This window comes from Comamonas sp. Tr-654 (genome assembly GCF_011752915.1).
In the GTDB taxonomy this organism is placed as follows: Bacteria; Pseudomonadota; Gammaproteobacteria; order Burkholderiales; family Burkholderiaceae_C; genus Comamonas.
The window spans coordinates 369820-396262 of sequence record NZ_VWWQ01000002.1; the positions used below are offsets into that span (position 1 = coordinate 369820).

Sequence of the window (26443 nt, forward strand, 5' to 3'; positions counted from 1 at the left end):
TCCTCTGTGCATCAGTGAACGGTAACTCGTTTCGCAAAGCCTATTTGTCACTGTCATGACGCTAGAAAAAAGTATGTCTGCTTAGTGCGAATCAGGAATGGCTTTGAATCATCGTTTTTTAACTAGGCCCACTGCATGTCACTCATTCACTGGACTCATTTCCCCCCGCTGGGCGACGATCGGGGCTCTTTGGTTGCATTAGAGGGCAAAAAAACCGTCCCTTTTGCCATCCAGCGTGTGTATTACCTGTTTGGTACCAAGTCGGGTGTTTCTCGTGGCTTTCACGCTCACAAAAAGCTGCAACAAGTGGCTGTTTGCGTGACAGGCCGCTGTCGCATGGTGTTGGACGATGGCAAAGAGCGCGAAGAAGTGTGGCTGGATTCGCCCACCACAGGTCTGCTGATCGGCAATATGATTTGGCGAGAGATGCACGACTTTAGCCCTGACTGCGTATTGCTGGTTTTGGCGAGCGAGCATTATGACGAGGCGGATTACATTCGAAATTATGAAGATTTCATAAGGTTTTCCAGAAAATGACCGTCTCGATTCATCCTCTGTCAGATGTAAAATCCACGGCGATTGGTAAAAACACTCGTATATGGCAATATTCTGTAATTTTTGCAAATGCACAACTGGGTGAGGGCTGTAATATCTGCGCTCATACTCTGGTTGAGTCTGATGTGATCATTGGCAACAATGTGACAGTTAAATCTGGTGTTTATATTTGGGATGGGACCCGCATTGAGGATAATGTGTTTCTAGGTCCAAACGCGACGCTAACCAATGATCCAATGCCACGTTCAAAACAGTATCCAGAAAGATTTTCGGGGATCACTCTGAAAAGAGGATGCAGCATTGGTGCCAATGCAACAATCCTTCCTGGTATTACGATTGGTGAAAATTCCATGGTTGGTGCTGGTGCTGTCGTCACCAAAGATGTTCCAGCCAATACTGTTGTGGCTGGCAATCCTGCAAAAATTATTCGTTATCTGAAATGACCCCCTTTCTTGACCTTCAAGCTATTAATGCACAATACCGTGCTGAGTTGATTGCTGCCTGTACCCGTGTCATTGACTCCGGCTGGTACATTGGTGGCAAAGAACTCAGCCAGTTTGAGCAGGAGTTCTCCGCGTATTGTGGCAGCGGGCATTGCATTGGGGTGGCCAATGGCCTGGATGCACTTATCCTCACCTTGCGTGCCTGGTTGGAAATGGGGCGCTTGCAGCCCGGCGATGAAGTTATTGTGCCTGCCAATACCTATATCGCCAGTATTCTCGCCATCAGTGCCAATGGCTTGACCCCGGTTCTGGTAGAGCCCAACGCTGCCAGCTTCAACCTCTGCCCTGTCAATGCGAGGGCCGCAATTACAAACAAGACCCGTGTAATCTTGCCCGTGCATCTCTATGGCCAGTTGGCTGATATGCCCGCCATCATGGCTCTGGCACACGAGTATGGTCTATTGGTTTTGGAGGATGCAGCTCAGGCTCATGGGGCAGCCATTGGAGGCAAAAAGGCTGGTAGCTGGGGCGATGCCGCAGGCTTTAGCTTTTATCCTGGAAAAAACTTGGGTGCCCTGGGCGATGCTGGTGCCATCACCACTCATGATGCCGATCTGGCGCAAACACTGCGAGCCCTGCGCAACTATGGAAGCCATGACAAGTACAAGAACCTGTTCAAGGGGGTAAATAGCCGCTTGGACGAAATCCAGGCTGCCATGCTGCGTATCAAGCTGCAGCATTTGGATCTGGAAACGCAAAATCGGCGAATGATTGCGCGTGTTTATCTTGAAAATATCCGTAATCCTGCTGTCAAATTGCCGCAGCTTACAAGCGACGAGCAGCATGTATGGCATTTGTTCGTCGTTCGCACGAGCCAACGCGATGTTCTACAAAAATATCTGGCGGAACAAGGCATTCAAACGCTGGTTCACTATCCGATCCCGCCACATCAGCAGCAGGCTTATCAAGAGTGGAATGCACGAAGCTATCCATTGACGGAAGGCTTGCACCAAGAAGTAATCAGCTTGCCTATGGGGCCAACGCTCAGCCAGTTGGAGGCACTGCGAGTGGTTGCTGCGGTAAATGACTTTACCCCCACATGACACTGATCAAAACAAGTTTGCTCAATGCCATTGCGGTGGTAATAAAGATGCTCACAATGTTGGGCATCAATAAAATACTTGCGGTTTATGTTGGCCCCTCAGGCTATGCGGCATTAGGACAATTCCAAAATGCGGTGCAGATGATTACCACATTTGCTAGTGGGGCAGTTAATACCGGAGTTACGAAATACACAGCGGAATATTTTCAAGATCAAGATAAGCAAATTTCGCTCTGGAGAACTGCCGGAACAATATCTATTGTAGGCACCCTGGTTAGCTCCATATTGATAATATCTTTCAGCAAATTCTTAGCTGAATGGTTTTTAAAAGACAAGAATTTCTATAGTGTTTTTATCTATTTTTCTTTGACATTGGTTTTTTTTGTTTTCAACTCGCTGTTCATGGCTATTATTAATGGGAAAAAAGAAATTTTTCATTATGTCGTAGCTAATATTTCCGGAAGCCTCTTTTCACTGGTTATTACTGGAATTTTGGTAAATAGGTTTGGAATTTATGGTGCATTAGTATCGTTAGCTGTGTACCAGTCATTTTCTTTTTTTGTGACTTTTTTCATTATATGTAGAAGAAAATGGTTTCACATTAGCTATATATTAGGGAGGGTCGACAAAGGAATCGCTATAAATTTGTCGAAGTTCACCGCAATGGCTTTGGTCTCTGCCGTATGCGTTCCACTTAGTCATATATTTATAAGAGATTATTTGGGAAAGTCTTTAGGTGCCGATGCTGCTGGATTCTGGGAGGCGATGTGGCGATTGAGTGGCGCGTACTTGTTGCTAGTAACGACTACGTTGAGTGTTTATTATCTTCCTAAACTTTCTGAGCTATCATCGACCTCCCGAATAAGAAATGAAATTCTTTATGGATTTAAGCTGATTGTCCCGCTGGCTGCAATTTCAGGATTTATTATTTATCTTTTAAGAGAATTTATAATTCAGTTCTTGTTCACGAAGAATTTTTTGCCAATGAGTGAGCTTTTCGCGTGGCAAATGTTTGGCGATGCTTTGAAGATCTGTTCATGGGTAATTTCCTACTTGATGCTGAGTAAAGCAATGGTGAGAATTTATATATGTACAGAAATTATGTTTTCTATTTTTTTCTATATTCTTGTCTATCTTTTTGTTGAGTATTTTGGATTGAAAGGTGCCGCAATGGCTCATGCGGCAAATTACGGGGTTTACCTGCTGGTAATGTATAAATTGGTGTTTGCTGAGTTAAGGAAAGATGCTGCGCAATGATCCCATCAATAACCGTTGCTGTCATCGCATTTAATTCTGAAAAGACAATTGAAGAGACACTCAATAGCATTGCTGCGCAGAATTTTCCGCTTGAGAAGGTTGAGCTCATTATTTCCGATGATCACTCGACCGATGGGACATTGGATATTGTTCTGAAATGGGCTAAAGCGCACAAGGATTTATTCTCTGAATTCATTGTTATTGAGAGCTCAATGAATCATGGAGTATCAGCAAATTTTAATAGAGCGGCAAAAAAAGCAACTGGTGATTGGTTTAAGGTGATTGCTGCCGATGATTTACTGAAGGAGGATTGTTTATCAAGGAATATCGCTTTTATCAAAGCTAATCCTGACGCAAAAATTGTGTTTTCCGGGATGCTCAAGTTCTTTGGATCAATTGAGAACAGTGTCGAGTTGCCATTCGATGTGGACTTCTTTGCGAGAAACGCGAAGAATCAGAATGAAATTCTGAAAGATGGCTGTCATATTTATGCGCCAACATCTTTTATTAAGAGAAAGTCTTTGAGAGATGTCGGGTATGCGGATGAACGCTTTCCCATGCTCGAAGACTATCCGCTTTGGTATAAGTTGACGAAAAATGGCGAAAAACTTCACGCATATAAGGAGCCTACTGTTTACTATAGAGCTGGCGATAGCTTATCTCAGCAATCAACTCGAATTGGCAGTATTTCTTATATTTCATCACTATATTCGTTTCAGAGAACTTGTATTTGGCCTGATCTTTCGAAGCGTGATTTTCTTAAAAAATGGGATGATTTCATTCTTTATAAAGAAAAGTTCATTGGAATAAAATTTTTTAGAAATAAAAGAGAAGCGCCATATAAAATTTTCAGGGGTGTATTGTTTATTTTTAGACCCCATAGAATTTATACATATCTATCAAGATTTTTGAGAAAAGAATATGTTTGAATTCTTTTTGATTTCTATTCTATTTTTATTTTCACTGCTTCTTCTTAATCGGCGTGTTCGAATTTTGTCAACTCGGCCATCTGTGCTGGGTTTTACCATAATCATCACTGTACTTGTACAAATTATTCCAGGAATAATTCTGGTTTCTTTGTTTGAGTATCCAATGAGTTACGGAGTTCATGATTCTATTTCTGCGAGTACGAGGATTTTTACCTTGTGGTATACGCTAGGATCTCTGGCTATACTATTTTTTTCTTTATGGGTGGTAACTCTATTCGTTGATCTGGATGTTGACTTCTCAAAAGCGCTAGCAAATAGGCAGATTGCTTATGTGGTTTTTCTTCTTGCGCTTTTGGTTATCTTCATAAAAATTGCCTCTGTAGGTGATATTCCCTTACTGACGGCATTAAGAGGCGATGGAGAGTTGGCAGCTCTGCAAAAGGCGAGAATCCTTCGAGGAGATGTCGGGGCAGGTGGATTCGTAATTGGTTATTTATTTGTTTATTTTCCATATGTCGCTCTGGTGTATCTATTTTTGGCCAGAAGCCAGAAAAAGGTGGAGCGATGGTTGTTTCTGGCATATTTGGTGCTGATTGCATTTTATTCTCTATACGATCTTCAAAAATATAAATTTGGTTTCCTGGTATTGATGCTGATGCTTCTAAGAATATATTTCTACGGGATGAATACGTGGAGAATTTTCCTTGCTTCTGTATTGATAATAATTTCGTTATTCCTTTCTTTCTATTTGTTAGGTGATTTGCCGCTTAATGAAATATTAAATGCAATCGCCTCGAGGCTATTTATTGGCCAAATGGAGGGTTCATATATGATCTATGAATCTCTGGTTCCGGACTTTTCTAGACTATTTTACGGGATGCCAATGGCATTCTTGTTTGGCGATCGTTCCGTGATGGATCCCGCAGCTGAAGTTATTGGTATATTTTTCCCTGATGCTGGAGAGGCGTGGGTTAATTCAAATACTTATGTTCTAGCGCATGCGTGGAGTATTTTTGGATTATCCGCAATTTTTATAATGCCATTGATCGTTGCAGGAAATGTCATGGTGTTCGCATTTCTTCGGAATGTTTTTTCTAGATTTATTGGTGGATTATCTTTTTCGATTTATTTTGTGTTGATAATGACTCTGCAGCTGAATAATGATTTTTCTTTTTTCTTGTATTTTAAGTCTATAGTGGCATTTTGTGTCCTGGGTGTTTTTTCTGTAGCTCTTATTTCATTTGCAAGAGTATTTAAAAATAGATTAAGGAGACAGCAATGAATATTTTAAATATTGTTGGTAACGATATTGAGCTGGGAAACGGTATTGGTAGACTTATTCCTGAAATGATTCAGATGCAGAATAAGTATTCTGAAAAAATTGATTCAAGCCTTTTGTTGCTGAAAAAGCAGAATGTAGATTTTGATTTCAAATATTATTTCTTTGATAATGTAAATCTAAAACCTGACTTTTATCAAAAATTTGATTTGATTATTTTTCATGGTGTGTACTTTTGGGACTTCTTGGCAATAGCTTCTTTGCTTAAAAAGAATAAAATTCCCTATTGTATAAAGCCTCATTCGAGCTTTATGCGAATTGCCCAAGAAAAATCGTGGCTGAAGAAGGCGGTAGCTAATTTTTTATTTTTTGATAAATTTATAAATCACTCTAATGGAATAATTTATACAAATAAGGATGAAGAAGTTAACTCGAAGTTTTATGGAGTTAAGAAATTTATAGAAGCTAATGGAATAGATTTTCCTTACGAAGATCCAGTGCGTGATGTTAATCAGTGTGAAAATAAGAAGAGGTTTATCTATCTTTCAAGAATTGATTTTAACCATAAGGGCATTGACGTATTGCTTGATGCACTGAAGATTCTGCATACAAGGGGCTTTTCAGATCAGTATGAATTTAGATTCTATGGGAAAGGAAGCTTGGAAGATGAGCGGAGACTAGAGCAATCCTTGAAAGGGATAGGGAGCCCTTCTTTGAGGTTCTACGGTCCTTGCTATGGTGAAGAAAAAATCGCAGCCTTTAAGGAAAGTGATGTTTTCGTCCTAACGTCAAGATATGAAGGTTTTCCCATGGCACTATTGGAAGCTATGCACCAGAGACTTCCATGCTTGGTAACTCCTGGAACTAATATTTCAGAGATAGTAGCTAATTTTGATGTTGGCTGGTTGGTAGATTTTAAGGCTGAAAAGATTGCAGATGGGTTTGAAAAGATAATAAAAGAATCGCATGCTAAAATTTTGAAAAAAGGGGAGAATGCGAGAGCCTATGTCATCAATAAACATGATTGGAAAACTCTGATTGGAGAGTCAGAATATACCTATCAGAATATTATTCAAGGAGGTTCCTCTTGAAAACAGTCATGTTATTTGGTGGTGCTGGATTTATTGGAAAGAATATAGCGAAAACGCTTTTGAATTTAAACTTCAAAGTTGTTATATTTGATCGAAGTGATCCAAAAATTGAGCATGAGCGGTTGGTATATGTAAATGGATCTCTCGGGGATTTGGATGCTTTGAGGGATGCTCTCAAAGAACATTCAGTTCTTGAATTTGTCTACTTGGTCAATAATATACCTGTTAATGCAGGTGGTGTGAATATTGATGATTTGCTGGAGATAAATAAAAAATCTATTGAGATAATTTATCAATATGTGAATAGATTGGTTTTTTTCTCATCGGGTGGCAGGGTTTATGGTCAAGGTAGTCTTGCTCACAGTGAGGAAGATGCATTGATTCCAATATGCGCATATGGAACGTCTAAGGTTATTCTGGAAGAATTCATATTGAATTTGTCGACTAAGAATAATAAGAAGACCTTAATTTTAAGGCCATCAAATCCATACGGGCCTTATCAGAATATATACGGAAACCAAGGGCTTATTTCTATAATTCTCGGAAATATAATTTCCGGAAAAAAAATAGAAATTTGGGGAAGTGGGGATGAGGTCAGAGACTATATTTATATTGATGACTTATGCCTGATGTTTTTGAATTTATTTTTGGCAGAAGACTTGCCTCATCATATCTATAATATTGGATCAGGACGAGGGTCTAGCACTAATCAGATTGTCGACATCTGTGTTGCTCTGAATGACAGCTTTAAGCCAGATATTGTTCATAAAGAAGCCACTAATCTTGTAAGAAAAAACATATTAAATATAAATCGTTATACGTCTATTTTTTCTGAACCAGAATTCATTCCCATCGATAGAGGTATTAAGGAATACTATAATTTCCTTTTGCGTATGAAAAATTTATGAAATATCAAAATGTCTTTTGATAATATTTCTAGACCGTTGGTGTCGGTTATTACACCTGCATTTAATTCTGAAAACTATATCAATGAAGCGATAGATTCAGTCTTGTCCCAAACCTACAAAGAGATAGAGCTAATTGTAGTGGACGACTGTTCATCAGATAGAACTCAGTCAATTGTTGAAGAGTATATTCGACTTGACGATAGGGTTAAATATATACGGATGCAAAGTAACTGTGGAGTTGCGGAAGCTAGAAATAATGGAATCAGACTAGCCCGTGGGCGATTTATAGCTTTTCTCGATAGTGACGACATTTGGTACCCTGAAAAGATAGAGCGACAAGTAAAATTTATGCAGGAGAAGAGCGTTTCATTGACTTTTTGCGCATACGAAAAAATAAATGAGCATGGCGTTGTATTTGGAGAAGTTTCTGTCCCTGCTAAAGTTGGATATTCTCAGCTTTTGAAGACTTGCGTTATTGGATGCCTGACAGCTATGTATGATGTAAATAAACTTGGAAAAGTTTATATGCCGCTCAACACGCGTAGAGAAGATTTTGCCACCTGGCTGTCAATACTTAAAAAGATCGATTATGCATTTGGATCTCAAGAAGTCTTGGCGAAATACAGGGTTTACTCTTTGCAAAGCTCTTCAAAGAAGATGAAGATGGCTGCCGAGAATTGGAATCTGTACCGGAATATTGAAAAATTGGGTTTCTTGAAATCTGCCTATTACTTCTCTCACTATGCTGTAAAAGGACTTTGCAGAACAAGGTTCCCGAAATTGGCCAAATTCATGGGTTTTCTGGATTGACATTAATTGCCGGGTTGTGGATTAATTAAGTTATCTTTGAAGCCATTCTTATTTCTAAAGAGATTTTTCTTCGCCTGCTTCTTTCTTGTTTCAATGACTGTTTCTATAGAGACTGGCGCTATTGCATAAGAGTGGCTAACACCACTTCGTCATAGTCCCTCGCAGAGCAGTTATGCTTGCGGCCCTCATGGCAAGACGACCCGTTAGCAAAGAACTGTGGCGACAGCTACAACCCTTGATCCCCGCCTTCGTGCCTTCTGCCAAAGACGGTGCGCGCAAGCTCGTGATCAGCGACGAAGCCGCTCTCAACGGCATCCTGTTCGTGCTGCAAACACGCATCCCATGGATGACCTTCCCCAACCCCTTGGATACTACGGCAGCGGCATGACCTGCTGGCGGCGCCTGCGCGACTGGAATGTCGCTGGTGTCTGGGAGCAGTTGCACCAGGCCATGCTGATCCGCTTGCGTGAACATAATCTGATCGATTGGAGCCGGGCCAGCATTGATGGCTCCTCGGTACCATGCCCCCGGGAGCCAGGAAACGGGCCCCAACCCTATGGACAGAGGCAAGCTCGGCTCCAAACGACACATCGTCGTAGATGCCAGAGCCATCCCAATGGTGATCTTGGTCAGCGGCGCGAACCGGCATGACTCCAAGACGTTCGAGACGTGCATGGACGCGATTCCTGCGATTGCAGGCTTGTCAGCGCGTCCCCGTAAAAGACCGGCTGCGCGCCGACAAAGGCTACGACTACAAGCGTTGCCGAACCCACTGAGGCGGCGCGGGGCATCATGGGCCGGATTGCCAGACGAGGCGTGGCGTTGAGAGCAGCCAGCGGCTGGGCAAGCACCGGTGGATGGTGGAGAGGACGCACAGCTGGTTTGCAGGCTTTGGCAAGCTGCGAATCCGCTTTGAACGACGGCTGGATATCCACGAAGCGCTGCTGACATTGGCAGCAGCGATCATCTGCGCACGCTTCGTGGATAGGTGGTGTTAGCCAGTCTTAGATAGGCACTTCAACATTCCAGACGTGAAATCAAAGATGCAATGAACAGTTCAGACTGTGGATTCAACTGGTCAACGCAACACAATGACCGCATCTGGCGCAAGGAGTGTTGGCATGAAGCAAAGACCGCGGATTTACTACACCGAAGCTCAGAAGACCCTGATGTGGGATCGCTGGAAAGCTGGCGATACCCTGCACGAGATCGGCAAGCTGTTTGAGCGACCGCACACCGCGATTCACAACATCCTGAATGCGACAGGGGGCATCCGGCCACCAGCAAGGCATCGGCCGCGTTTGGCCCTGTCTCTGGCTGAGCGCGAGGAGATATCGCGCAGGCTGGCCGCAGGATGAATCCATCCGCTGCGTTGCCAGGAGCATCCACCATCAGTCGAGAACTCATGCGCAATGGCGGCAAAACCTGCTACCGAGCTCCAAAAGCAGATGAGGCAGCCTGGCAGCGAGCGCACCGCCCAAAGACGTGCAAGTTGGCCTGCAATCCTGCGTTGGCGCAGATCATGGCGGGTAAATTGCAGAGTCAATGGTCACCTGAGCAAATAGCAGGATGGCTCAAACGAACTTACCCGGGTGCAAAGGATATGCAGGTGTCTCACGAAGCCATCTATCGCACGCTCTTCGTTCAAACACGCGGAGCCTTGAAGAAGGAGCTTCTGGAGCATTTGCGACGCACCCGGGGGATGCGTCGCTCACGCTACTACACCAGAAGACCCCCATCTATGGCAGGATCGTCGATGCCGTGCCCATCAGCGAGCGTCCAGGCTGCATAGAGGATCGGGCAGTGCCGGGGCATTGGGAGGGCGATCTGCTGTTTGGCGATGCCTACAGCCAGATTGCAACTTTTGGTGGAGCGGCGCACGCGCTACGTGATGCTGGCCAGGCATGCACAGACCTTGCCACAAGAGCTCTATCGCTCCTTGACCTGGGATCGAGGATCGGAGATGGCGGGACACAAGCGATTCACGGTGGCCACCGACATCCAGGTCTACTTCTGCGATCCGCAAAACCCATGGCAGCGCGGAACGAACGAGAACACCAACGGGCTACTCAGGCAGTACCTGCCCAAGGGCATCGACATCTCTGGCTACTTACTCGCAAGATGAATTGGATGCGATTGCAAGAAAATTAAACTAGCGGCCCAGGAAGACCTTGGGGTACAGAACCCCGGCTGAGATGTTTTTAACGAATGTGTTGCATCCATCGGTTGAATCCACAACCAGAAGCAGGCAAGCTAGGGTGTTGCATTGTGAGTCGCAAGACATCACGAGATTTGAATGGAGCCCTGCTGCGCGTTTTGTTTCTGGGGGCGCACACCTCGTGCCTAACCCCGCCTATAGATGTGCAGTCTGTTCCTCGTTTCAAGCACTTGGATCGTCTTGGTAGATAGGTCAGTCAAAAGTTAATGATCAGCGCTTGCCTTGACGGGAAGCCCCTGTAATGAAAAACGCTGATTCGCATATGTCAGACCTGCCCAGAATACAGTTCTATCTTGGAGGAATCCAACGAAAATATGCCAGCTTGCTATAAAACGTTAGGTAACACACTACGCTGATGACAAAGCAGCCGCCTGTCAGCCATTTGTTCTGGTAGGTGAATACTGCCATAAGACAGGGCGCAGCCGCATACATCCAAAGGAAAGGCGAGGTTAAGCCATTTTGTATTGGTTTGGAAAAGCCGGAAAACACTTTCTTGGCCCAGCGCTTATTAGCCAGCATGTGCAGATGTACGCCATCCGGCTGGCTTGGGTGGTAGCCTTCTCGAATCGTCTTCCTCACAAAGCTGAAGCCAACTTCAATAATGGGGTAGGAGCAGATCAACAGACTGGTCCACGGAGAAACGGAGGCATTGCGCTCGGGTAGTAAAACCGAAATCCATGCCAGCATGAAGCCCAAAAAGTAGGCTCCGCCGTCACCCAGAAAAATCTTACCTGCAGGCCAGTTAACCGCAAAAAATCCCGCGACAGCACCTGCAATGATGAGGCAGGTGAAGGCCAATGGAATATCACCGACCTGGCGTGCAATAAAGCCAAAAGCCGCGAGCATGATGATGGCCGTGCCTGCCGTCAGGCCGTTGAAGCCGTCAATGATATTGATGGCATTGGCTACTCCACCTACAGCAAAGGCAGTGAATATGACTGAAATTAGGGTGAAGCCTAAAAGCCAGTCCATACCCCAGATATCTACGTGTGTCAGAGAGGTGCCTGTAATACCCCATCCCAGCACACCGGAGGCCATGGTGGCGAGCAGACGTACCTTAACCGAGACTTTCTTTGTGACGTCTTCCATTAGGCCGAAAACAAAGGCAGGTATGCCTGCAAGCAAGATGGAGCCGAGAATGGCGCGTTTTTCGGCGGCTGCCTCTCCATGACTGGAGGCCGCATAGCCTACGAAAACTCCAATGGCAATTGCGATACCACCAATTCGAGGCGTAGGGTTTGTATGGAATTTTTGCAAGCCGTCTGTGGTATCCATTGACAGACTTCCATGCCATTTTTTGGTGGTCACCAGCAACACGCAGGTAATAAACGAAGCCAAACCTGCAAGAAACGCGTCATACCTGAATAACTCTTGAACAGAGAAAATTATCGAATTCATGGAGTGAGTGGATGTGGAATCGTTTTATGTTTTATATCGAAGGTAGCTGACTCGGGGAAGTTGGCATCTTGCTCGTCTCCAAGAGCATTTGCGGCACAATGCAGCCCATCTGACTTGAACATTGTCCCACGGGACAGAGCCTTGATCTATGACCACCATTGACCCCACCACCCAGATCGCACCCCGCGACAAAGCTGAAATCCTGGCGCAAGCGCTGCCCTATATCCGCAAGTTCCATGGCAAGACCATGGTCATCAAGTATGGCGGCAACGCCATGACCGATCCTGCCTTGCAGGCCGACTTTGCGGAAGATGTGGTGTTGCTCAAGCTGGTGGGGATTAACCCTGTGGTGGTTCATGGTGGTGGACCTCAGATCGAAGCGGCGCTGGGCCGTCTTGGCAAGAAGGGGGAATTCATTCAGGGCATGCGTGTCACGGATGAAGAAACCATGGAAGTGGTGGAGTGGGTGCTGGCTGGCGAGGTTCAGCAGGACATCGTGGGTCTGATCCATCAGGCGGGTGGCAAGGCCGTGGGCCTGACGGGGCGTGATGGCGGCTTGATTCGTGCCAAGAAGCTCAAGATGCTGGACAACAAGGATCCGAGCATCGAGCACGATGTGGGTCAGGTGGGTGATATCGTTGCCATCGACCCCAGCGTGGTGAAGGCGCTGCAGGACGATGCGTTCATTCCGGTGATCAGCCCTATCGGTTTTGGTGAAGAGAACGAAAGTTACAACATCAATGCCGACGTGGTTGCAAGCAAACTCGCAACAGTGTTGCAAGCTGAAAAGCTGGTGCTTTTAACCAACACTCCGGGTGTGCTGGACAAGGCGGGCAATCTGCTGACGGATCTGACGGCGCGCGAGATTGATGGCCTGTTTGCCGACGGCACGATTTCCGGCGGGATGTTGCCCAAGATTGCCGGCGCCCTGGACGCTGCCAAGGCCGGCGTGAATGCGGTGCACATCATCGATGGACGCGTGCCGCACTCCATGCTGCTGGAAATCCTGACCGACCAGGCTTATGGCACGATGATCCGCAGCCATTGACGAGCCTGTCTGGCCCTGACATGTGGTTGCTCTTCTCGAGTGACTTTTCACATATGGCGTTAACATCGCCGCAGGGCTTTCCCGGGCGGAGCCGTGCTCGAGACTCTGCCGCAAGCCGCCTTTGGGCGGCTTTTGTTTTTGAGCGAGGTAGGACTTTATGCGTTTGCTTCTGGTGGAAGATGATGTGATGGTGGCCAGCGGTATCAAGCTGGGTCTTTCCGATGCCGGTTATGCCGTGGACTGGGTGGGCAGCGCCGAGCGCGCGCTGGAGGTGCTGGCCCAGGAGGCGTTTGATGTGGCGGTGATCGATATCGGCCTGCCTGGCATCAATGGCCTGGAGCTGACGCGCCGCCTGCGCAGCAGCGATGTGGAGAGCAAGGCCATGCCGGTGCTGATTCTCACGGCGCGCGACGCGCTGCAGGATCGGGTGCAGGGCCTGGACTGGGGTGCCGACGACTATATGGTCAAGCCTTTCGAGCTGCCCGAGCTGCTGGCGCGCCTGCGTGCGCTCATGCGCCGCTCCCAGGCGGCGACTTCGGCAGTGCTGAACTTCGGCTGCATCGAACTGGATACGGCGGGTCGCCGCGCCGGCGCACGTCAGTTGCCGCAGGAAGGTGAAACCGAAGGCAAGCTGCTGCCCATCGATTTGGGGCCGCGTGAATGGACGGTGCTGGAGTATCTGTTGCTCAATGCTCCCAAGCCCGCCAGCAAGGAAAAGCTGCTGCAGGCCCTGACCGGCTGGGACCGTGAAATCACGCCCAATGCCGTGGAAGTTTATGTGTCCCGCCTGCGCAGCAAACTGGAGCCGCATGGCGTGGCCCTGCGTTCCATTCGCGGCTTCGGTTATCGGCTGGAGCTGATGCCCGAATCTGTTTGATTCTCTATTTGATAGCTGCTTGCGCTTGATTGATATGGGATTTGGTTATTTATATAGCTGAACTGGTTATTAATGAGGCGCTTGCAGCTATGAAAATAGAATACTCAAAGTTTCATTCAATAAGCATTAATGACCGCCAATCTGCGTTTTCGGCTGCTGGTTCTGCTTTTGGTGCCGCTGATGCTGCTGGCGGCCATGGGCGGCTGGTTCAGCTACAGCGCCGCGGACGAGGCGTCCACCCAGCATGACCAGCGTTTGCTGCGCCTGCTCCCGGCTCTGGCCGACTCGGTGCTCGCGCCTTCGATTGCGGACGGCACGCCGCCGCTGGTGTCGCTGACGCCCAGTGTTGAAGATTTTTTGCGCAATCAGGGCGACGAAGCCGGCTATGCCGTGGGCGATCTGCAAGGCAATGTGGTGGCTGGTGATGCCTGGATCAGCTTCGATGTGCCGGGGACCGGCACGGCGGAATTCCATAGCCAGGAGCATGACGGGGTGACCTATCGCGTTGCCGTGCTCAAGGCCGAAACCTATGGCGCCGGCGAAATGGTCGTCATGCTGGCCGACAGCAGCGATGTGCGTCAGCAATGGGTGCGCCAGCTGCTGATGCATGTGCTGCTGCCCAATCTGCTACTGATCGCGGGCGCGGCCGTGGCCATTTACTGGTCGGTGAGTCGGGCCTTCAAGCCGCTGCACAAGCTGACCCAGGCGGTGGAGCGCCGCTCGCCGCGCGATCTGAGCCCGATTGACGAGCAGACCTCGCCGGCCGAGGTGCGTCCCCTGGTACGCTCGCTCAACCGCCTGTTCTCCCTGGTCAATGCGCAGGCCGAAGGCCAGCGCCGTTTCGTCGCCGATGCCGCTCATCAGCTGCGCACGCCGCTGGCGGCCCTGCAGACCCAGGTGGAAGCCTGGGCCCTGAGCGGGCAGGAGGCCAGGCGCCTAGCCAAGCGCACGGGGGAGCCGGCGCAGGTCGTGCTCACGGTGGAGCAGATCGAGCAATTGCGTGATGCAACGCGGCGCACCTCGCAGCTGGCGCGTCAGTTGCTGGCCCTGTCGCGTGCCGATGCGCGCAATGCCGAGGTGCAGCCGCTGCAGGAGGTGGATCTCAAGGAGCTCTGCGAGAGCATGCTCGAGACTTTCATCGATCGCGCTTCGATCAAGGAGCTGGACTTTGGTCTGGAGGTCGAGCCGGCATCGGTCTGGGGCCATAGCTGGTTGTTGCGCGAGCTGGTTTCCAACCTGGTGGAAAACGCCATCAAGTACACGCCTCGAGGCGGCAGCGTCACCTTGCGCTGCGGCCTGCGCTCCCGGCCCGTGGGCACGGACGACGCCATCTTGCTGCAGATGGCGGGTGTGCAGCAATGGGCTTTTGTAGAGGTTGACGATGACGGACCTGGCGTGCCCGAGGAAGAGCGTAGCCAGATTACCCAGCGCTTTTATCGCGCACAGGGCGTGGTCGAAGAGGGAACCGGTTTGGGCCTCGCAATTGCGGACGAAATAACGCAATTGCATCAAGGTGTACTGAGTTTTGCAGATGGAAGTTTCGGTAAAGGCTTATTAGTAAGGCTTGAAATTCCGGTTCAATCAGTTTCAGAAGGCATTCAAACGGTATCTGAAGCTCTCAAAGGTTAATTTCTCGGTTACGCTTGCGTGTTGGTGAGAGCGGGGGTGAAAGTTGGGGTGGAGACCGCAAGCCTGCTGTTTATTAAGGTTGGTTTGACGCACCTGACGCCTGCCGGTAAGGATAGTCGTGTGCTTAACAGTGCAACTGGCTGTGAGAAAATTGCTAATAAATACTGAGTCGCCTATGTCTGAGTCTGAAGTCCTGTCGCCTGTTTCCAATATTGAAAATCCCGCGGAGGACAGTCCTGCCGCTCCCGCCATGGCTCCCGCGCGCAAGCGCCCCAAGCCCGGCGAACGCCGCGAGCAAATCCTGCAGGCACTGGCTTCCATGCTGGAAAAGCCGGGTGCTGATCGCATTACCACGGCAGCCCTGGCCGCCCATTTGAGCGTGAGCGAGGCGGCGCTGTACCGCCACTTCGCCAGCAAGGCCCAGATGTTCGAAGGCCTGATCGAGTTCATCGAGCAGTCCGTCTTTACACTGGTGCAGCAGATCGTGGGCCGCGATGTGCCCGAGGCTGCGCATGACCCGATCACGGGCGTGCGCAATGCCAACCGCGTGGTGGCATTGTTGCTGCAGTTCGGCGAAAAGAATCCAGGCATGGTGCGCGTGATGGTCGGCGACGCCATTGTTTTCGAGCACGAGCGTCTGCAGACTCGCATGAACCAGTTCTTCGACCGTATCGAGTCCACCTTGCGTCAATGCCTGCGTCCCGCGGCCGGCGCCATGGGTTCTGCTGCACCGACGGCCGAGGCATCGGTCGCGGCCAGTGTGCTGACTTCATTTGCGCTGGGCCGTCTGCAGCGCTATGCCCGCTCGGGCTTTCGCCGCCTGCCTACCGAGCATCTGGATGCCAGCCTGGCCATGATGGTCGTGGTCTGAGTCCTTCCCGGGCACTTCCTCAAGAACGCCGCAGTCCTCGGACTGGCGGCGTTTTTTGTTGCGTCTTGAGGGGTGAGAGCTGGCGAAAACCTAGCGAGAAAAAGCCTAAGTATTTACCCTTGACGAAGTCAAAACAGGCTGGAAACTGTGCAAAATAGAACGAACGTTCGTTTTATTGAGAGTTTCATGGCCTCGTCTCCCGTTTCCCGTTCTTCCACTTCTCCCGCAGTCAGGGATGCGGCGCATAGGGCCGGCCGTTCGGGGCAGCACGGGGAGGCCGGGACTGCGAAGACTAGCGCAAAGTCTCGCAAGCTGCACGCTCCCGCGCAAGCTGCGGTTAGCCCCAGTAAGGCCGCCGAGGCTGCAGCCGCCCGGTCAGCGGGCCGCTCGCTCGCCAAAGGTCAGCAGACCAAGGCCACGATTGTGGAGGCGGCGCTCAATCTGGCAACCCATATCGGCCTGGAAGGCCTGTCGATTGGCGCGATTGCCGAACTCACGGGAATGAGCAAATCGGGCGTGTTTGCTCATTTCGGCTCGCGTGAGGAACTGCAGATATCCGTGGTGCACGAGTACCACGACCGTTTCGAGCAGGAAGTCTTCTACCCCGCCATCGAGGCGCCGCGCGGCATTCCGCGTCTGCGCGAGCTGTTCGGCAACTGGATGAAGCGCACCTCCATGGAGATCGATTCCGGCTGTATCTATATCAGCGGGGCGGTGGAGTTCGATGACCGCACGGGGCCGGTGCGTGATGCGCTGGCCGAGTCCGTCAGCACCTGGCTGGCCGCCATGCGTCGCACCATCGTGCAAAGCCAGGAATGCGGCGATCTGCGTGCCGATGCCGATGCCAGTCAGTTGCTGTTCGAGATTCACGGCCTGATTCTGGCCCTGCACTACGAAGCCCGCTTTCTGCACAGCGAAGGCTCGATCGAGCGGGCCCATGCAGGCTTCAACAATATTCTGGCGCGCTATGCCAGCGAGCCGCCGGCCGCCTGAGGCCGTCCGCAACCCGCGTCAGCTCACAACCCAAAAGCAAACCGTTCAACGCGCAACCATCACAGGAGACGACCCATGCCCAGCTACAACCCGCCACTGCGTGACATGCAATTCCTCATGCACGAGGTCTTCAAGGTCACCGAGACCTACCAGCAGATTCCCAAGTACGCGGAGGTCGATGCCGACACCATCAACGCGGTGGTGGAGGAGGCGGGCAAATTTGCGGCCAATGTCGCGTTTCCCCTGAATATCTCCGGCGATGAAGAGGGCTGCACGCTGAACAAGGAGACCCACGAGGTCACCACGCCCAAGGGGTTCAAGCAGGCCTATGCGCAGTTCATCGAAGGTGGCTGGCCTGCTCTGTCCTGCGATCCGGAGTATGGCGGCCAGGGCCTGCCCTTCGTGCTCAATTCGGCGCTGTATGAAATGCTCAACAGCGCCAACCAGGCCTGGACCATGTATCCCGGCCTGTCGCATGGCGCCTATGAGGCCCTGCATGCCTACGGCACGCCGGAGCAGAAGAAGACCTACCTGGGCAAGCTGACGAGCGGCGAGTGGACCGGCACCATGTGCCTGACCGAGCCCCATTGCGGCACCGACCTGGGCATGCTGCGCACCAAGGCCGAACCTCAGGCAGACGGCAGCTACAAGATCACCGGCAACAAGATTTTCATCTCGGCCGGCGAGCATGACTTCACCAGCAACATCGTGCACCTAGTGCTGGCGCGTCTGCCCGATGCGCCCCCCGGCTCCAAGGGCATCAGCCTGTTCGTGGTGCCCAAGTTCAAGGTCAATGCCGATGGCTCGCTGGGCGAGCGCAATCCCATCTTCTGCGGTGCGCTGGAGCACAAGATGGGCATTCACGGCAATGCCACGGCCCAGATCAATATCGACGGTGCCATCGGCACCCTGGTGGGCGAGCCCAACAAGGGTTTGCAGGCCATGTTCGTGATGATGAACGCGGCCCGTCTGGGCGTGGGCAACCAGTCGCTGGGGCTGACCGAAGTGGCCTACCAGAATGCGCTGGCCTATGCCAAGGACCGCCTGCAGATGCGTAGCCTGTCGGGCGTGAAGGCCAAGGACAAGCCGGCCGACCCCATCATCGTCCACCCCGATGTGCGCCGCATGCTGCTCACGGCCAAGGCCTATGCTGAAGGTGGTCGCGCGCTGTCCACCTTCTGTGGTCTGCTGCTGGACAAGGAACTGCACCATCCTGACGAGAAGGTGCGCAAGGACAGCGGCGAGCTGGTGGCATTGCTGACGCCCATCGTCAAGGCCTTCATCACCGACAACGGCTGGACGGCGACGACGCTGAGCCAGCAGGTCTTTGGCGGCCACGGCTTCATCAAGGAATGGGGCATGGAGCAGTTTGTGCGCGATGCGCGCATCAACATGATCTATGAAGGCACGAACGGCATCCAGGCGCTGGATCTGCTGGGTCGCAAGATTCTGGGCAACCAGGGTGCGACGCTCAAGAAGTTCGGCAAGCTGATCGCCCAGCTGGTGGAGGAGGAAGGCGTCAACGAGAAGATGAGCGAGTTCATCACGCCCATTGCCGTGCTGGGCGAGCAGATGACCAAGTTCACCACCGAGATCGGTTTCAAGGGCATGCAGAACCCCGACGAAGTCGGCGCCGCCGCCGTGGACTATCTGCGTGTGGCCGGCCATCTGGTCTTTGGCTACCTGTTTGCCCGCATGGCCCAGGTGGCGCTGCGCGAGATCGCGGCCGGCAATGCGGATCCCTTCTACCTGGGCAAGCTGCAGACTGCGCGCTTTTACTTCGCCAAGCTGTTCCCCGAGACGGCGACGCTGATGCGCACGGCTCGTGCCGGCAGCCAGTCGCTGATGGATAGTGACGCGGCCCTGGCCTGATGCTGCGCAGGCGCATGCTGTATTGCTATTGAAAAAGTAGCTGCATGCGCCTATTCATCCCTTGTTTTGAATATAAAGGACTCGGAAATGAAGAAGATCAAAGCGGTAGCAGCTCTTGTATTGGTAGCGGGCGGCATGTCCGCAGCCTGGGCGCAGATGTCGCCCGTAGGCACCTGGCGCAGCATGGATGAAAAGGAAAACACGCCCAAGGCGCAGGTGAAGATCACCGAGGCCGGCGGCGTGGTCACAGGAAAGGTCGAGGCCCTGCTGCGCAAGGGCGCGGACCCGAATGCGCTGTGCACCGAGTGCAAGGACGAGCTCAAGGACAAGCCCGTGGTGGGCATGACGCTGATCAGCGGCGTCAAGAAGGTCGAAGGCAAGGAGGTCTGGGAAGGCGGCAGGATTCTCGATCCCGAAAACGGCAAGACCTATGCCGTGCGCCTGACGCCCATCGACGAAGGCCAGAAGCTGGAAGTGCGTGGCTCCATCGGTCCTTTCTGGCGTACCCAGACCTGGATCCGCGTTCAGTAAATCTCAAGACTCAAACAGCCAGCGCTGACGCCGATGGTGCGGCAGCTGGCCCTCAATGGAACATTGCTCATGTCCCGATTCAATGTGAAAAAAGTCGCCGTGCTGGGCGCGGGCGTGATGGGCGCGCAGATCGCCGCCCATCTGGTCAACGTCAAGGTGCCGGTCATTTTGTTTGACCTGCCCGCCAAGGAAGGCTCCAAGAGCGGCATTGCAGAGCGTGCCATTGCCAATCTGAAAAAGCTCAAGCCATCGCCGATCGGCGTGGCCGACGATGTGGAGCTGATCCAACCGGCCAACTACGAAGAGCATATGAAGCTGCTCAAGGGCTGCGATCTGGTGATCGAGGCCATCGCCGAGCGCATGGACTGGAAGTTGGACCTGTATCACAAGATCGCGCCCTTTGTCGCCAAGCATGCGCTGCTGGCGTCCAATACCTCGGGCCTGTCGATCACCAAGCTGTCCGAGGCCTTGCCCGACGCCATCAAGCCGCGCTTTTGCGGTATCCACTTCTTCAACCCGCCGCGCTATATGCAGCTGGTGGAGCTGATCAACACGCCCACCACGCAGGCCGAGGTGCTGAACCAGCTCGAAGCCTTTGTCACCAGCACGCTGGGCAAGGGCGTGGTGCGCGCGCACGACACGCCCAACTTCATCGCCAACCGCATCGGCATCGCCGGCATGCTTTCCACGATGAAGGAGGTCGAGAACTTCGGCCTGTCCTTCGACGTGGTGGACGACCTCACGGGCAAGAAGCTGGGCCGCGCTTCCTCGGGCACCTTCCGCACTGCCGACGTGGTGGGCCTGGACACCATGGCCCATGTCGTCAAGACGCTGCAGGACAATCTGAGCCTGGAGACCGACCCCTTCTACGGCAGCTTCGGCACGCCGCCCGTGCTGGCCAAGCTGATCGAGCTGGGCAACCTGGGCCAGAAGACCAAGAAGGGCTTCTACAAAAAGGTCGGCCGTGACATCTTCCAGTTCGAGCTCGACAGCGAGGACTACATTCCCGCAGGCGGCAAGGCCGACGAGGTTTACGGCCGCATGCTCAAAAAGCCCGCTGCAGAGCGCCTGAAGCTGCTGCGCAATGCCGAAGGCAAGGAGGGGCAGTTCCTCTGGGCCATTTTGCGCAACAGCTTCCACTATGCCGCCGTGCATCTGCAATCCATTGCCGACTGCGCACGCGATGTGGACCAGGCCATGCGCTGGGGCTTCGGTATGAAGCAGGGCCCCTTCGAGCTGTGGCAGGAAGCCGGCTGGCTGGAGGTGGCCAGGATGGTCCAGGAGGACATCGACGCCGGCAAGGCGCTGTGCAAGGCTCCGCTGCCTCAATGGGTCTTCGAAGGTCCGGTGGCCGAGGCCGGCGGAGTGCACACCGGCAATGGCTCGTGGAGCCCTGCGCAGAACAGGTTCGTGCCGCGCCGTGTGCTGCCCGTGTACGAGCGCCAGCTCTTCCCCGAGAAGCTGCTGGGTGAAACCGATCTGCCCGACTGGCAGACGGCTGGCACGACGATTGCCGAAACCAGGGCGCTGCGCACCTGGACGCTGGACGGCAAGGTCTTGATCGCCAGCATCAAGAACAAGATGCACGCCATCAGCCCCGAAGTCATGGAGGGTCTGATGGAGGCGGTTGATACGGCCGAGAGCGACTTCGACGCCATGGTCATCTGGTCCGGCGATGCGCCCTTCAGCGTGGGCGCCGACCTGGAGGCCACCATGCCTGCCTTTGTGATCGGTGGAGCGGACGCCATCGAGAGCGTCGAGCAGGAGCTGCAGAACCTGATGCTGCGCCTGCGTTATGCACAGGTGCCCGTGGTGTCTGCCATTCACGGGCTGGCGCTGGGTGGCGGCTGCGAGATGGCGGTGTACTCGGCACGTCGCGTGGCCCATATGGAAAGCTATATCGGCCTGGTGGAGGTCGGCGTGGGTCTGGTTCCCGGGGCCGGCGGCCTGACCTATATCGCCCGCCGCGCTGCCGAAAATGCCGCCACCAGCACCGGCAAGGATTTGCTGCCCTTCCTGACCGAAGGCTTCACGGCTGCGGCCATGGCCAAGGTGGGGACCAGCGCGCTGGAGTCGCGCAAGCTCGGATATCTGCTGGACAGCGACATCGTCGTGGCCCACAAGGACGAGGTGCTGTTTGTCGCCATCAACGAAGCCAAGGCCATGGCGGCCGGCGGCTGGCGTGCGCCGCACAAGCGCAGCTTCCCCGTGGCGGGCCGCAGCGGCCAGGCCACGATCAAGGGTTCGCTGGTCAATATGCGCGACGGCGGCTTCATCAGCGAGTTCGACCAGCATATTGCGGGCCTGATCGCCAATGTGGTCTGCGGCGGCGATGTCGATGCCGGAACGTTGGTGGATGAGGCCTATCTGATGAGCCTGGAGCGCAAGGCTTTCTGCCATCTGATTGCTCACCCCAAGACCCATGAACGAATCCTGGGCATGTTGAACACCGGCAAGCCGGTTCGCAACTGATTTGATATGAGCATCCCCCTGAGTCGCTGCGCGCCTTCCCCCCTTCTCTCGCGTTGCGGGAAGGGGGACGCCAGCAACGCTGCGGGGCGGCCCTTGCTCGCTGGCTGCTGGTATGCGCCGCGAAGTCATTGAAGCCTCGCACACAGGTTAAAGAGCTAAGAGACAACCAAGGAATTTGGTCATGAAACAAGTACAAGACGCCTATATCGTTGCGGCCACGCGCACTCCCATCGGGCGCTCGCACAAGGGCTTTTTCCGCAACTACCGTCCCGACGATCTGCTGGCCACCACGCTCAAGGCGGCGCTGGCCCAGGTGCCTGGACTGGACCCCAAGGCGATTGAGGACATTGTCTGCGGTTGCGCGATTCCCGAAGCCCAGCAGGGCCTGAACGTGGCGCGTATCGGTGCCGTGCTGGCAGGACTGCCCACCAGCATCGGCGGCATCACCGTCAACCGTTTCTGCGCCTCCGGTCTGTCGGCCGTTGCCATGGCGGCGGATCGTATCCGCGTCGGTGAAGCCGATGTGATGGTTGCTGCCGGTGTGGAGAGCATGAGCATGGTGCCCATGATGGGCAATGCGCCCAGCCTCTCGCCCAGCATCTTCGAGCGCGATGGCGATGTGGGCATTGCCTACGGTATGGGCTTGACGGCAGAGAAGGTGGCTCAGCAGTGGAAGGTCTCGCGCGAGGCGCAGGATGCGTTTGCACTCGAATCGCACCGCCGCGCGATCGCCGCGCAGCAGGCCGGCGAGTTCGCTGCCGAGATCACGCCGATCGAAGTCACCGACCGTACGCTGAATATCGCCACAGGCGAAACCGTGGCCAGCACGCGCACCGTGAGTCTGGACGAAGGCCCGCGCCCCGATACCAGCCTGGAAGGCCTGGCCAAGCTGCGCACCGTGTTTGCGGCGCGCGGCACGGTCACTGCGGGCAATAGCTCGCAGACCAGCGACGGAGCGGGTGCTTTGATCATTGCCAGCGGCGATGCTGTCAAGCGTTTTGGCCTGACGCCGCTGGCGCGCTTTGTCAGCTATGCCAGCAAGGGCGTGCCGCCCGCCATCATGGGCATTGGCCCCATCGAGGCCATTCCCGCCGCGCTGCGCTATGCAGGTCTCAAGCAGGACGATATCGACTGGTACGAGCTCAACGAGGCTTTCGCGGCCCAGTCCCTGGCCGTCATCAATACCCTGGGTCTGGACCAGAGCAAGGTCAACCCCATGGGCGGTGCGATTGCACTGGGCCATCCCCTGGGGGCAACCGGTGCCATACGTGCCGCCACCGTGGTGCATGCGCTGCAACGCAAGCAGCTCAAGTACGGCATGGTGACCATGTGCGTGGGCATGGGTCAGGGCGCGGCAGGCATCTTCGAGCGCGTCTGAACGCCGCAGCCGCCATGCATACCGCCCAGTCGCAAGCCTCTGTGTCGGTTCCGCTGCAAGCTGCCGTGCAATGGACGGAGATGGCCTTGCCCATCTCCGTGGGTTCGGCCCATCTGGCGCTGCGCCAGTGTCAGCCCAGGGCGGCAGCGCCGCTGGCGCAGGTGGTGGTGGCTGGCGCCATGGGCGTGCAGCAAAGCTATTACCAGGCCTTTGCCCGATGGCTCGCGGAGCAGGGCTATGGCGTCACCACCTTCGACTACCGCGGCCATGGCCTGTCGCTGCAGGTGCCGCTGCGCGACGCCAGGGCCGACCTGCTGGACTGGGCCAAGGACTGCGAGCTGGTGGCAGCGCAGCTCAAGCAGCAGTTTCCCCAGCAGCCGCTGATCTGGATCGGCCATAGCGTGGGCTCGCAACTGCCGGGGCTGGCTTCCATCCCCCTGCCGATCAACGGCTTGCTGTCCGTGGGCAGCGGCAGCGGCTACTGGCGCGATAACGCGGCGCCTACCCGGCGCATGATCAGGCTGTTCTGGTGGGGTGTCGCCCCGCTGGTCACGGCCTTGTATGGCGCGTTTCCCGGACGCAAGCTGGGCATTGTGGGCGATCTGCCGGCAGGCGTGATCTGGCAATGGCGTCGCTGGTGCCTGAATCCTCTGTACGCCATGGGGGTGGAGGGGCGCTGGGCGGCCGAGGCCTATGCAGCAGCCCACTACCCCTTGCATGCGCTGTATTTCGAGGACGACGAAATGATGTCGCTGGCCAGCGTGCAAGCGCTGGTGGACTGGTACAAGAGTGCACCCAGCACGCTGGAGCGTGTGGACCCGGGGCTGGCTCCGGCCGGACGCATAGGCCATCTGGGGTATTTCAAGGAAGAGATGCGCGAACTGCTGTGGCAGCCCCTGCTGCCTTTGCTGCAGAGCTGGCGCGAGGGTGATCGCGGCCCAGGCAAACCCTTGTTCGGGCCGCATGAGTCACCTGTTTGACGGCTTTCATTCCCGCCCTTGGGCAACACTGCCAATCATGAGCACAGACCTCCACCCCTTTGATCGTGCCGTAGCGCTGACTGCTACGGGAGTGCCCAATCAGTACCAGGGCGCGGCGTCGCCCGATTACTGGAATATGGTCGGACCTTATGGCGGCATCACGGCGGCCAGCCTGGTGCAGGCCATTCAGCAGCACCCGCAGTGCCTGGGCGATCCGCTGTCCATCACCGTCAACTATGCGGCAGCCGTGGGGCCGGGTGCTTTCGAGATCGACGCCAACCCGGTGCGGACCAACCGCTCCACCCAGCACTGGCTGCTGACGATCACCCAGCCTGACGCCCAGGGTCAGCCGCAGATCGTGACCACGGCCACGGCCGTGACTGCGGTACGCCGCCAGACCTGGAGCGTCAGCGATATGCCCATGCCCGAGGTCCGGGCTGCTGCCGAGGTCGAGCGCGTGCCGCCGCTGTTCAAGGCCTCCGAGTGGCTGACCCGCTACGAGATGCGATTTGTGGACGGCATCCTGCCGCGTGAGGAGGACGGTGCCGAGCGCGACAGTCTGACGCGGCTGTGGGTGAGAGACAATCCGCCGCGTCCGCTGGATTTCGCGTCGCTGGCTGCGGTCTCCGACGTGTTCTTTCCGCGGGCGTGGCTGCGCCGCTCCAAGCGCGTGCCGGCGGGCACGGTGTCCATCACGGTCTACTTCCATGCAGGACGCGATGAGCTGGCTGCGACAGGCGACGGATTGCTGCTGGCGCAGGCGCGCGGGCAGGAGTTCCGCAACGGCTTTTTCGACCAGACGGCCCAGCTGTGGAGCCAGTCCGGCCAGATGCTGGCGACCAGCCACCAGATTGTTTACTACAAGGAATAGCGCGCCGAGACCGGCAAGCTGTTCACATCATTCACAAGGCAAGACCATGAGCAATACCGAGGATAGCCAGGACATCCTGGTACACACCGAAGAGGGCGTGTGCACCATCACCTTCAACCGCGCGGCGAAGAAGAACTCCTTCACCGAGGCCATGTACACCCAGATGGCGGATGCACTGGCGGCCGCCAAGGTCGACGCAGGCGTGCGCGTGGTGGTGTTTCAGGGCGACATCGCCATCTTCAGCGCAGGCAATGATATTGCGGACTTCCTGAAGCAGGCCGCCACCCCCAATGCCATGGGAGCCGATGCCCCCGTATGGCGTTTCCTGCAGGAAGTCTCGGCCTTTCCCAAGCCGCTGATTGCTGCGGTCTGCGGTCCGGCCGTGGGCATCGGCACCACGCTGCTGCTGCACTGCGATCTGGTCTATGCCGGCGACAACGCCGCGTTCTCGCTGCCCTTCATCAACCTGGGCGTATGCCCCGAAGCCGCATCCAGCCTGCTTCTGCCCCAAATGCTGGGCTACCACCGCGCCGCCGAGGCCTTGCTGCTGGGCGAGCCCTTCATGGCGGAAGCCGCACTGGAAGTGGGTCTGATCAATCGCGTGGTGCCGCCCAGCGAATGCAATGCCGTGGCGCAGGCGCAGGCCAGAAAACTGGCGCGCAAACCCCTGTCCTCGCTGATCGAGACCAAGCGCCTCATGAAGGGCGGCCAGGCCAAGGCAGTGGGCGAGCGTATTGTGGAAGAGGGCGCGGTCTTCGCTCGCATGCTGCGCGAGCCCGCGGCCAAGGAAGCCCTGACAGCCTTCATGGAAAAACGCCACCCTGACTTCAGCCAGTGCTGAAGTCAGGCATTGCGGCAGCAAGGCGAGCGCAGCGATGGGTGGCGGTTTTACTCAACGCGCCACCCTGATTCCGGCAGGTGTCGAATCCAG

At 54.1% G+C, this 26443-nt stretch carries 22 protein-coding genes and 2 pseudogenes; 23 read left to right on the top strand and 1 reads right to left on the bottom strand.

Annotated features, from left to right (window positions below):
* Positions 1-135: 135 nt before the first annotated feature.
* The 11 genes and pseudogenes from F3J24_RS07365 to F3J24_RS07415 all read left to right on the top strand — a co-directional run.
* A complete protein-coding gene (locus tag F3J24_RS07365; protein WP_167004185.1) occupies positions 136-537 on the top strand; it encodes an FdtA/QdtA family cupin domain-containing protein in 402 nt (133 codons plus the stop codon).
* Positions 534-998, top strand: coding sequence for an acyltransferase (locus F3J24_RS07370; protein WP_080758084.1), 465 nt, complete (start codon positions 534-536; stop codon positions 996-998). Before F3J24_RS07365 ends, F3J24_RS07370 begins: the two co-directional genes overlap by 4 nt.
* Positions 995-2101 (top strand): DegT/DnrJ/EryC1/StrS aminotransferase family protein, encoded by a 1107-nt coding sequence (locus F3J24_RS07375; protein WP_167004188.1) that lies wholly within the window; start codon positions 995-997, stop codon positions 2099-2101. The genes F3J24_RS07370 and F3J24_RS07375 overlap by 4 nt, the downstream gene beginning before the upstream one ends.
* A complete protein-coding gene (locus tag F3J24_RS07380; RefSeq protein ID WP_167004191.1) occupies positions 2098-3357 on the top strand; it encodes an O-antigen translocase in 1260 nt (419 codons plus the stop codon). The genes F3J24_RS07375 and F3J24_RS07380 overlap by 4 nt, the downstream gene beginning before the upstream one ends.
* Positions 3354-4286 carry a glycosyltransferase gene (locus F3J24_RS07385; RefSeq protein WP_167004194.1) on the top strand — a complete coding sequence of 311 codons (933 nt, stop codon included), beginning with the start codon at positions 3354-3356 and terminating at the stop codon, positions 4284-4286. The genes F3J24_RS07380 and F3J24_RS07385 overlap by 4 nt, the downstream gene beginning before the upstream one ends.
* Entirely contained in the window at positions 4279-5568 is a 1290-nt protein-coding gene (locus F3J24_RS07390; RefSeq protein ID WP_167004197.1) for a hypothetical protein, read from the top strand. Before F3J24_RS07385 ends, F3J24_RS07390 begins: the two co-directional genes overlap by 8 nt.
* Complete coding sequence (locus F3J24_RS07395; protein WP_167004200.1) at positions 5565-6656, top strand: glycosyltransferase; 1092 nt, start codon at positions 5565-5567, stop codon at positions 6654-6656. The genes F3J24_RS07390 and F3J24_RS07395 overlap by 4 nt, the downstream gene beginning before the upstream one ends.
* Positions 6653-7564 carry an NAD-dependent epimerase/dehydratase family protein gene (locus F3J24_RS07400; RefSeq protein WP_167004203.1) on the top strand — a complete coding sequence of 304 codons (912 nt, stop codon included), beginning with the start codon at positions 6653-6655 and terminating at the stop codon, positions 7562-7564. Before F3J24_RS07395 ends, F3J24_RS07400 begins: the two co-directional genes overlap by 4 nt.
* A gap of 9 nt (positions 7565-7573) precedes the next feature.
* Complete coding sequence (locus F3J24_RS07405; protein WP_167004206.1) at positions 7574-8374, top strand: glycosyltransferase family 2 protein; 801 nt, start codon at positions 7574-7576, stop codon at positions 8372-8374.
* A 187-nt stretch (positions 8375-8561) separates the two neighbouring features.
* Positions 8562-9372, top strand: a pseudogene (locus F3J24_RS07410) (IS5 family transposase).
* A gap of 123 nt (positions 9373-9495) precedes the next feature.
* Positions 9496-10527: pseudogene (locus F3J24_RS07415) on the top strand (IS30 family transposase); the annotation flags it as partial.
* 353 nt (positions 10528-10880) lie between these two features.
* Here the strand turns inward: F3J24_RS07415 and F3J24_RS07420 are convergent.
* Positions 10881-11990 carry a glycosyltransferase gene (locus F3J24_RS07420; RefSeq protein WP_167004209.1) on the bottom strand — a complete coding sequence of 370 codons (1110 nt, stop codon included), beginning with the start codon at positions 11988-11990 and terminating at the stop codon, positions 10881-10883.
* Between the two features lie 148 nt (positions 11991-12138).
* Between F3J24_RS07420 and argB the strand changes: the two genes are divergently transcribed.
* The 12 genes from argB (at position 12139) to F3J24_RS07480 (ending at position 26353) form a co-directional block, all read left to right on the top strand.
* Positions 12139-13038 (top strand): acetylglutamate kinase, encoded by a 900-nt coding sequence (gene argB, locus F3J24_RS07425; RefSeq protein ID WP_167004212.1) that lies wholly within the window; start codon positions 12139-12141, stop codon positions 13036-13038.
* 157 nt (positions 13039-13195) lie between these two features.
* Positions 13196-13915, top strand: coding sequence for a response regulator transcription factor (locus F3J24_RS07430; RefSeq protein WP_003068054.1), 720 nt, complete (start codon positions 13196-13198; stop codon positions 13913-13915).
* Between the two features lie 129 nt (positions 13916-14044).
* Positions 14045-15544: a sensor histidine kinase gene (locus tag F3J24_RS07435; protein ID WP_167004214.1), complete on the top strand. Its 1500-nt coding sequence runs from the start codon at positions 14045-14047 to the stop codon at positions 15542-15544.
* A gap of 175 nt (positions 15545-15719) precedes the next feature.
* The gene (gene slmA, locus F3J24_RS07440; RefSeq protein WP_019044025.1) at positions 15720-16415 is read left to right on the top strand and encodes a nucleoid occlusion factor SlmA; all 696 of its coding nucleotides are present in this window, start codon (positions 15720-15722) and stop codon (positions 16413-16415) included.
* Positions 16416-16601: 186 nt separating this feature from the next.
* The gene (locus F3J24_RS07445) at positions 16602-17408 is read left to right on the top strand and encodes a TetR/AcrR family transcriptional regulator (RefSeq protein ID WP_167004217.1); all 807 of its coding nucleotides are present in this window, start codon (positions 16602-16604) and stop codon (positions 17406-17408) included.
* 75 nt (positions 17409-17483) lie between these two features.
* Positions 17484-19280, top strand: coding sequence for an acyl-CoA dehydrogenase C-terminal domain-containing protein (locus F3J24_RS07450; RefSeq protein WP_167004220.1), 1797 nt, complete (start codon positions 17484-17486; stop codon positions 19278-19280).
* Positions 19281-19367: 87 nt separating this feature from the next.
* On the top strand, positions 19368-19811 hold the full coding sequence (locus F3J24_RS07455) for a DUF2147 domain-containing protein (RefSeq protein WP_167004224.1): 444 nt from the start codon (positions 19368-19370) through the stop codon (positions 19809-19811).
* Positions 19812-19880: 69 nt separating this feature from the next.
* Positions 19881-22283 (top strand): 3-hydroxyacyl-CoA dehydrogenase/enoyl-CoA hydratase family protein, encoded by a 2403-nt coding sequence (locus F3J24_RS07460; RefSeq protein WP_167004227.1) that lies wholly within the window; start codon positions 19881-19883, stop codon positions 22281-22283.
* Between the two features lie 181 nt (positions 22284-22464).
* On the top strand, positions 22465-23661 hold the full coding sequence (locus tag F3J24_RS07465; protein ID WP_003081295.1) for an acetyl-CoA C-acyltransferase: 1197 nt from the start codon (positions 22465-22467) through the stop codon (positions 23659-23661).
* A 14-nt stretch (positions 23662-23675) separates the two neighbouring features.
* A complete protein-coding gene (locus F3J24_RS07470; RefSeq protein WP_167004230.1) occupies positions 23676-24641 on the top strand; it encodes an alpha/beta fold hydrolase in 966 nt (321 codons plus the stop codon).
* Positions 24642-24678: 37 nt separating this feature from the next.
* Positions 24679-25512 (top strand): acyl-CoA thioesterase II, encoded by an 834-nt coding sequence (locus tag F3J24_RS07475; protein ID WP_167004236.1) that lies wholly within the window; start codon positions 24679-24681, stop codon positions 25510-25512.
* A gap of 46 nt (positions 25513-25558) precedes the next feature.
* Positions 25559-26353, top strand: coding sequence for an enoyl-CoA hydratase (locus F3J24_RS07480; RefSeq protein WP_167004242.1), 795 nt, complete (start codon positions 25559-25561; stop codon positions 26351-26353).
* The last annotated feature ends 90 nt before the right edge of the window (positions 26354-26443 follow it).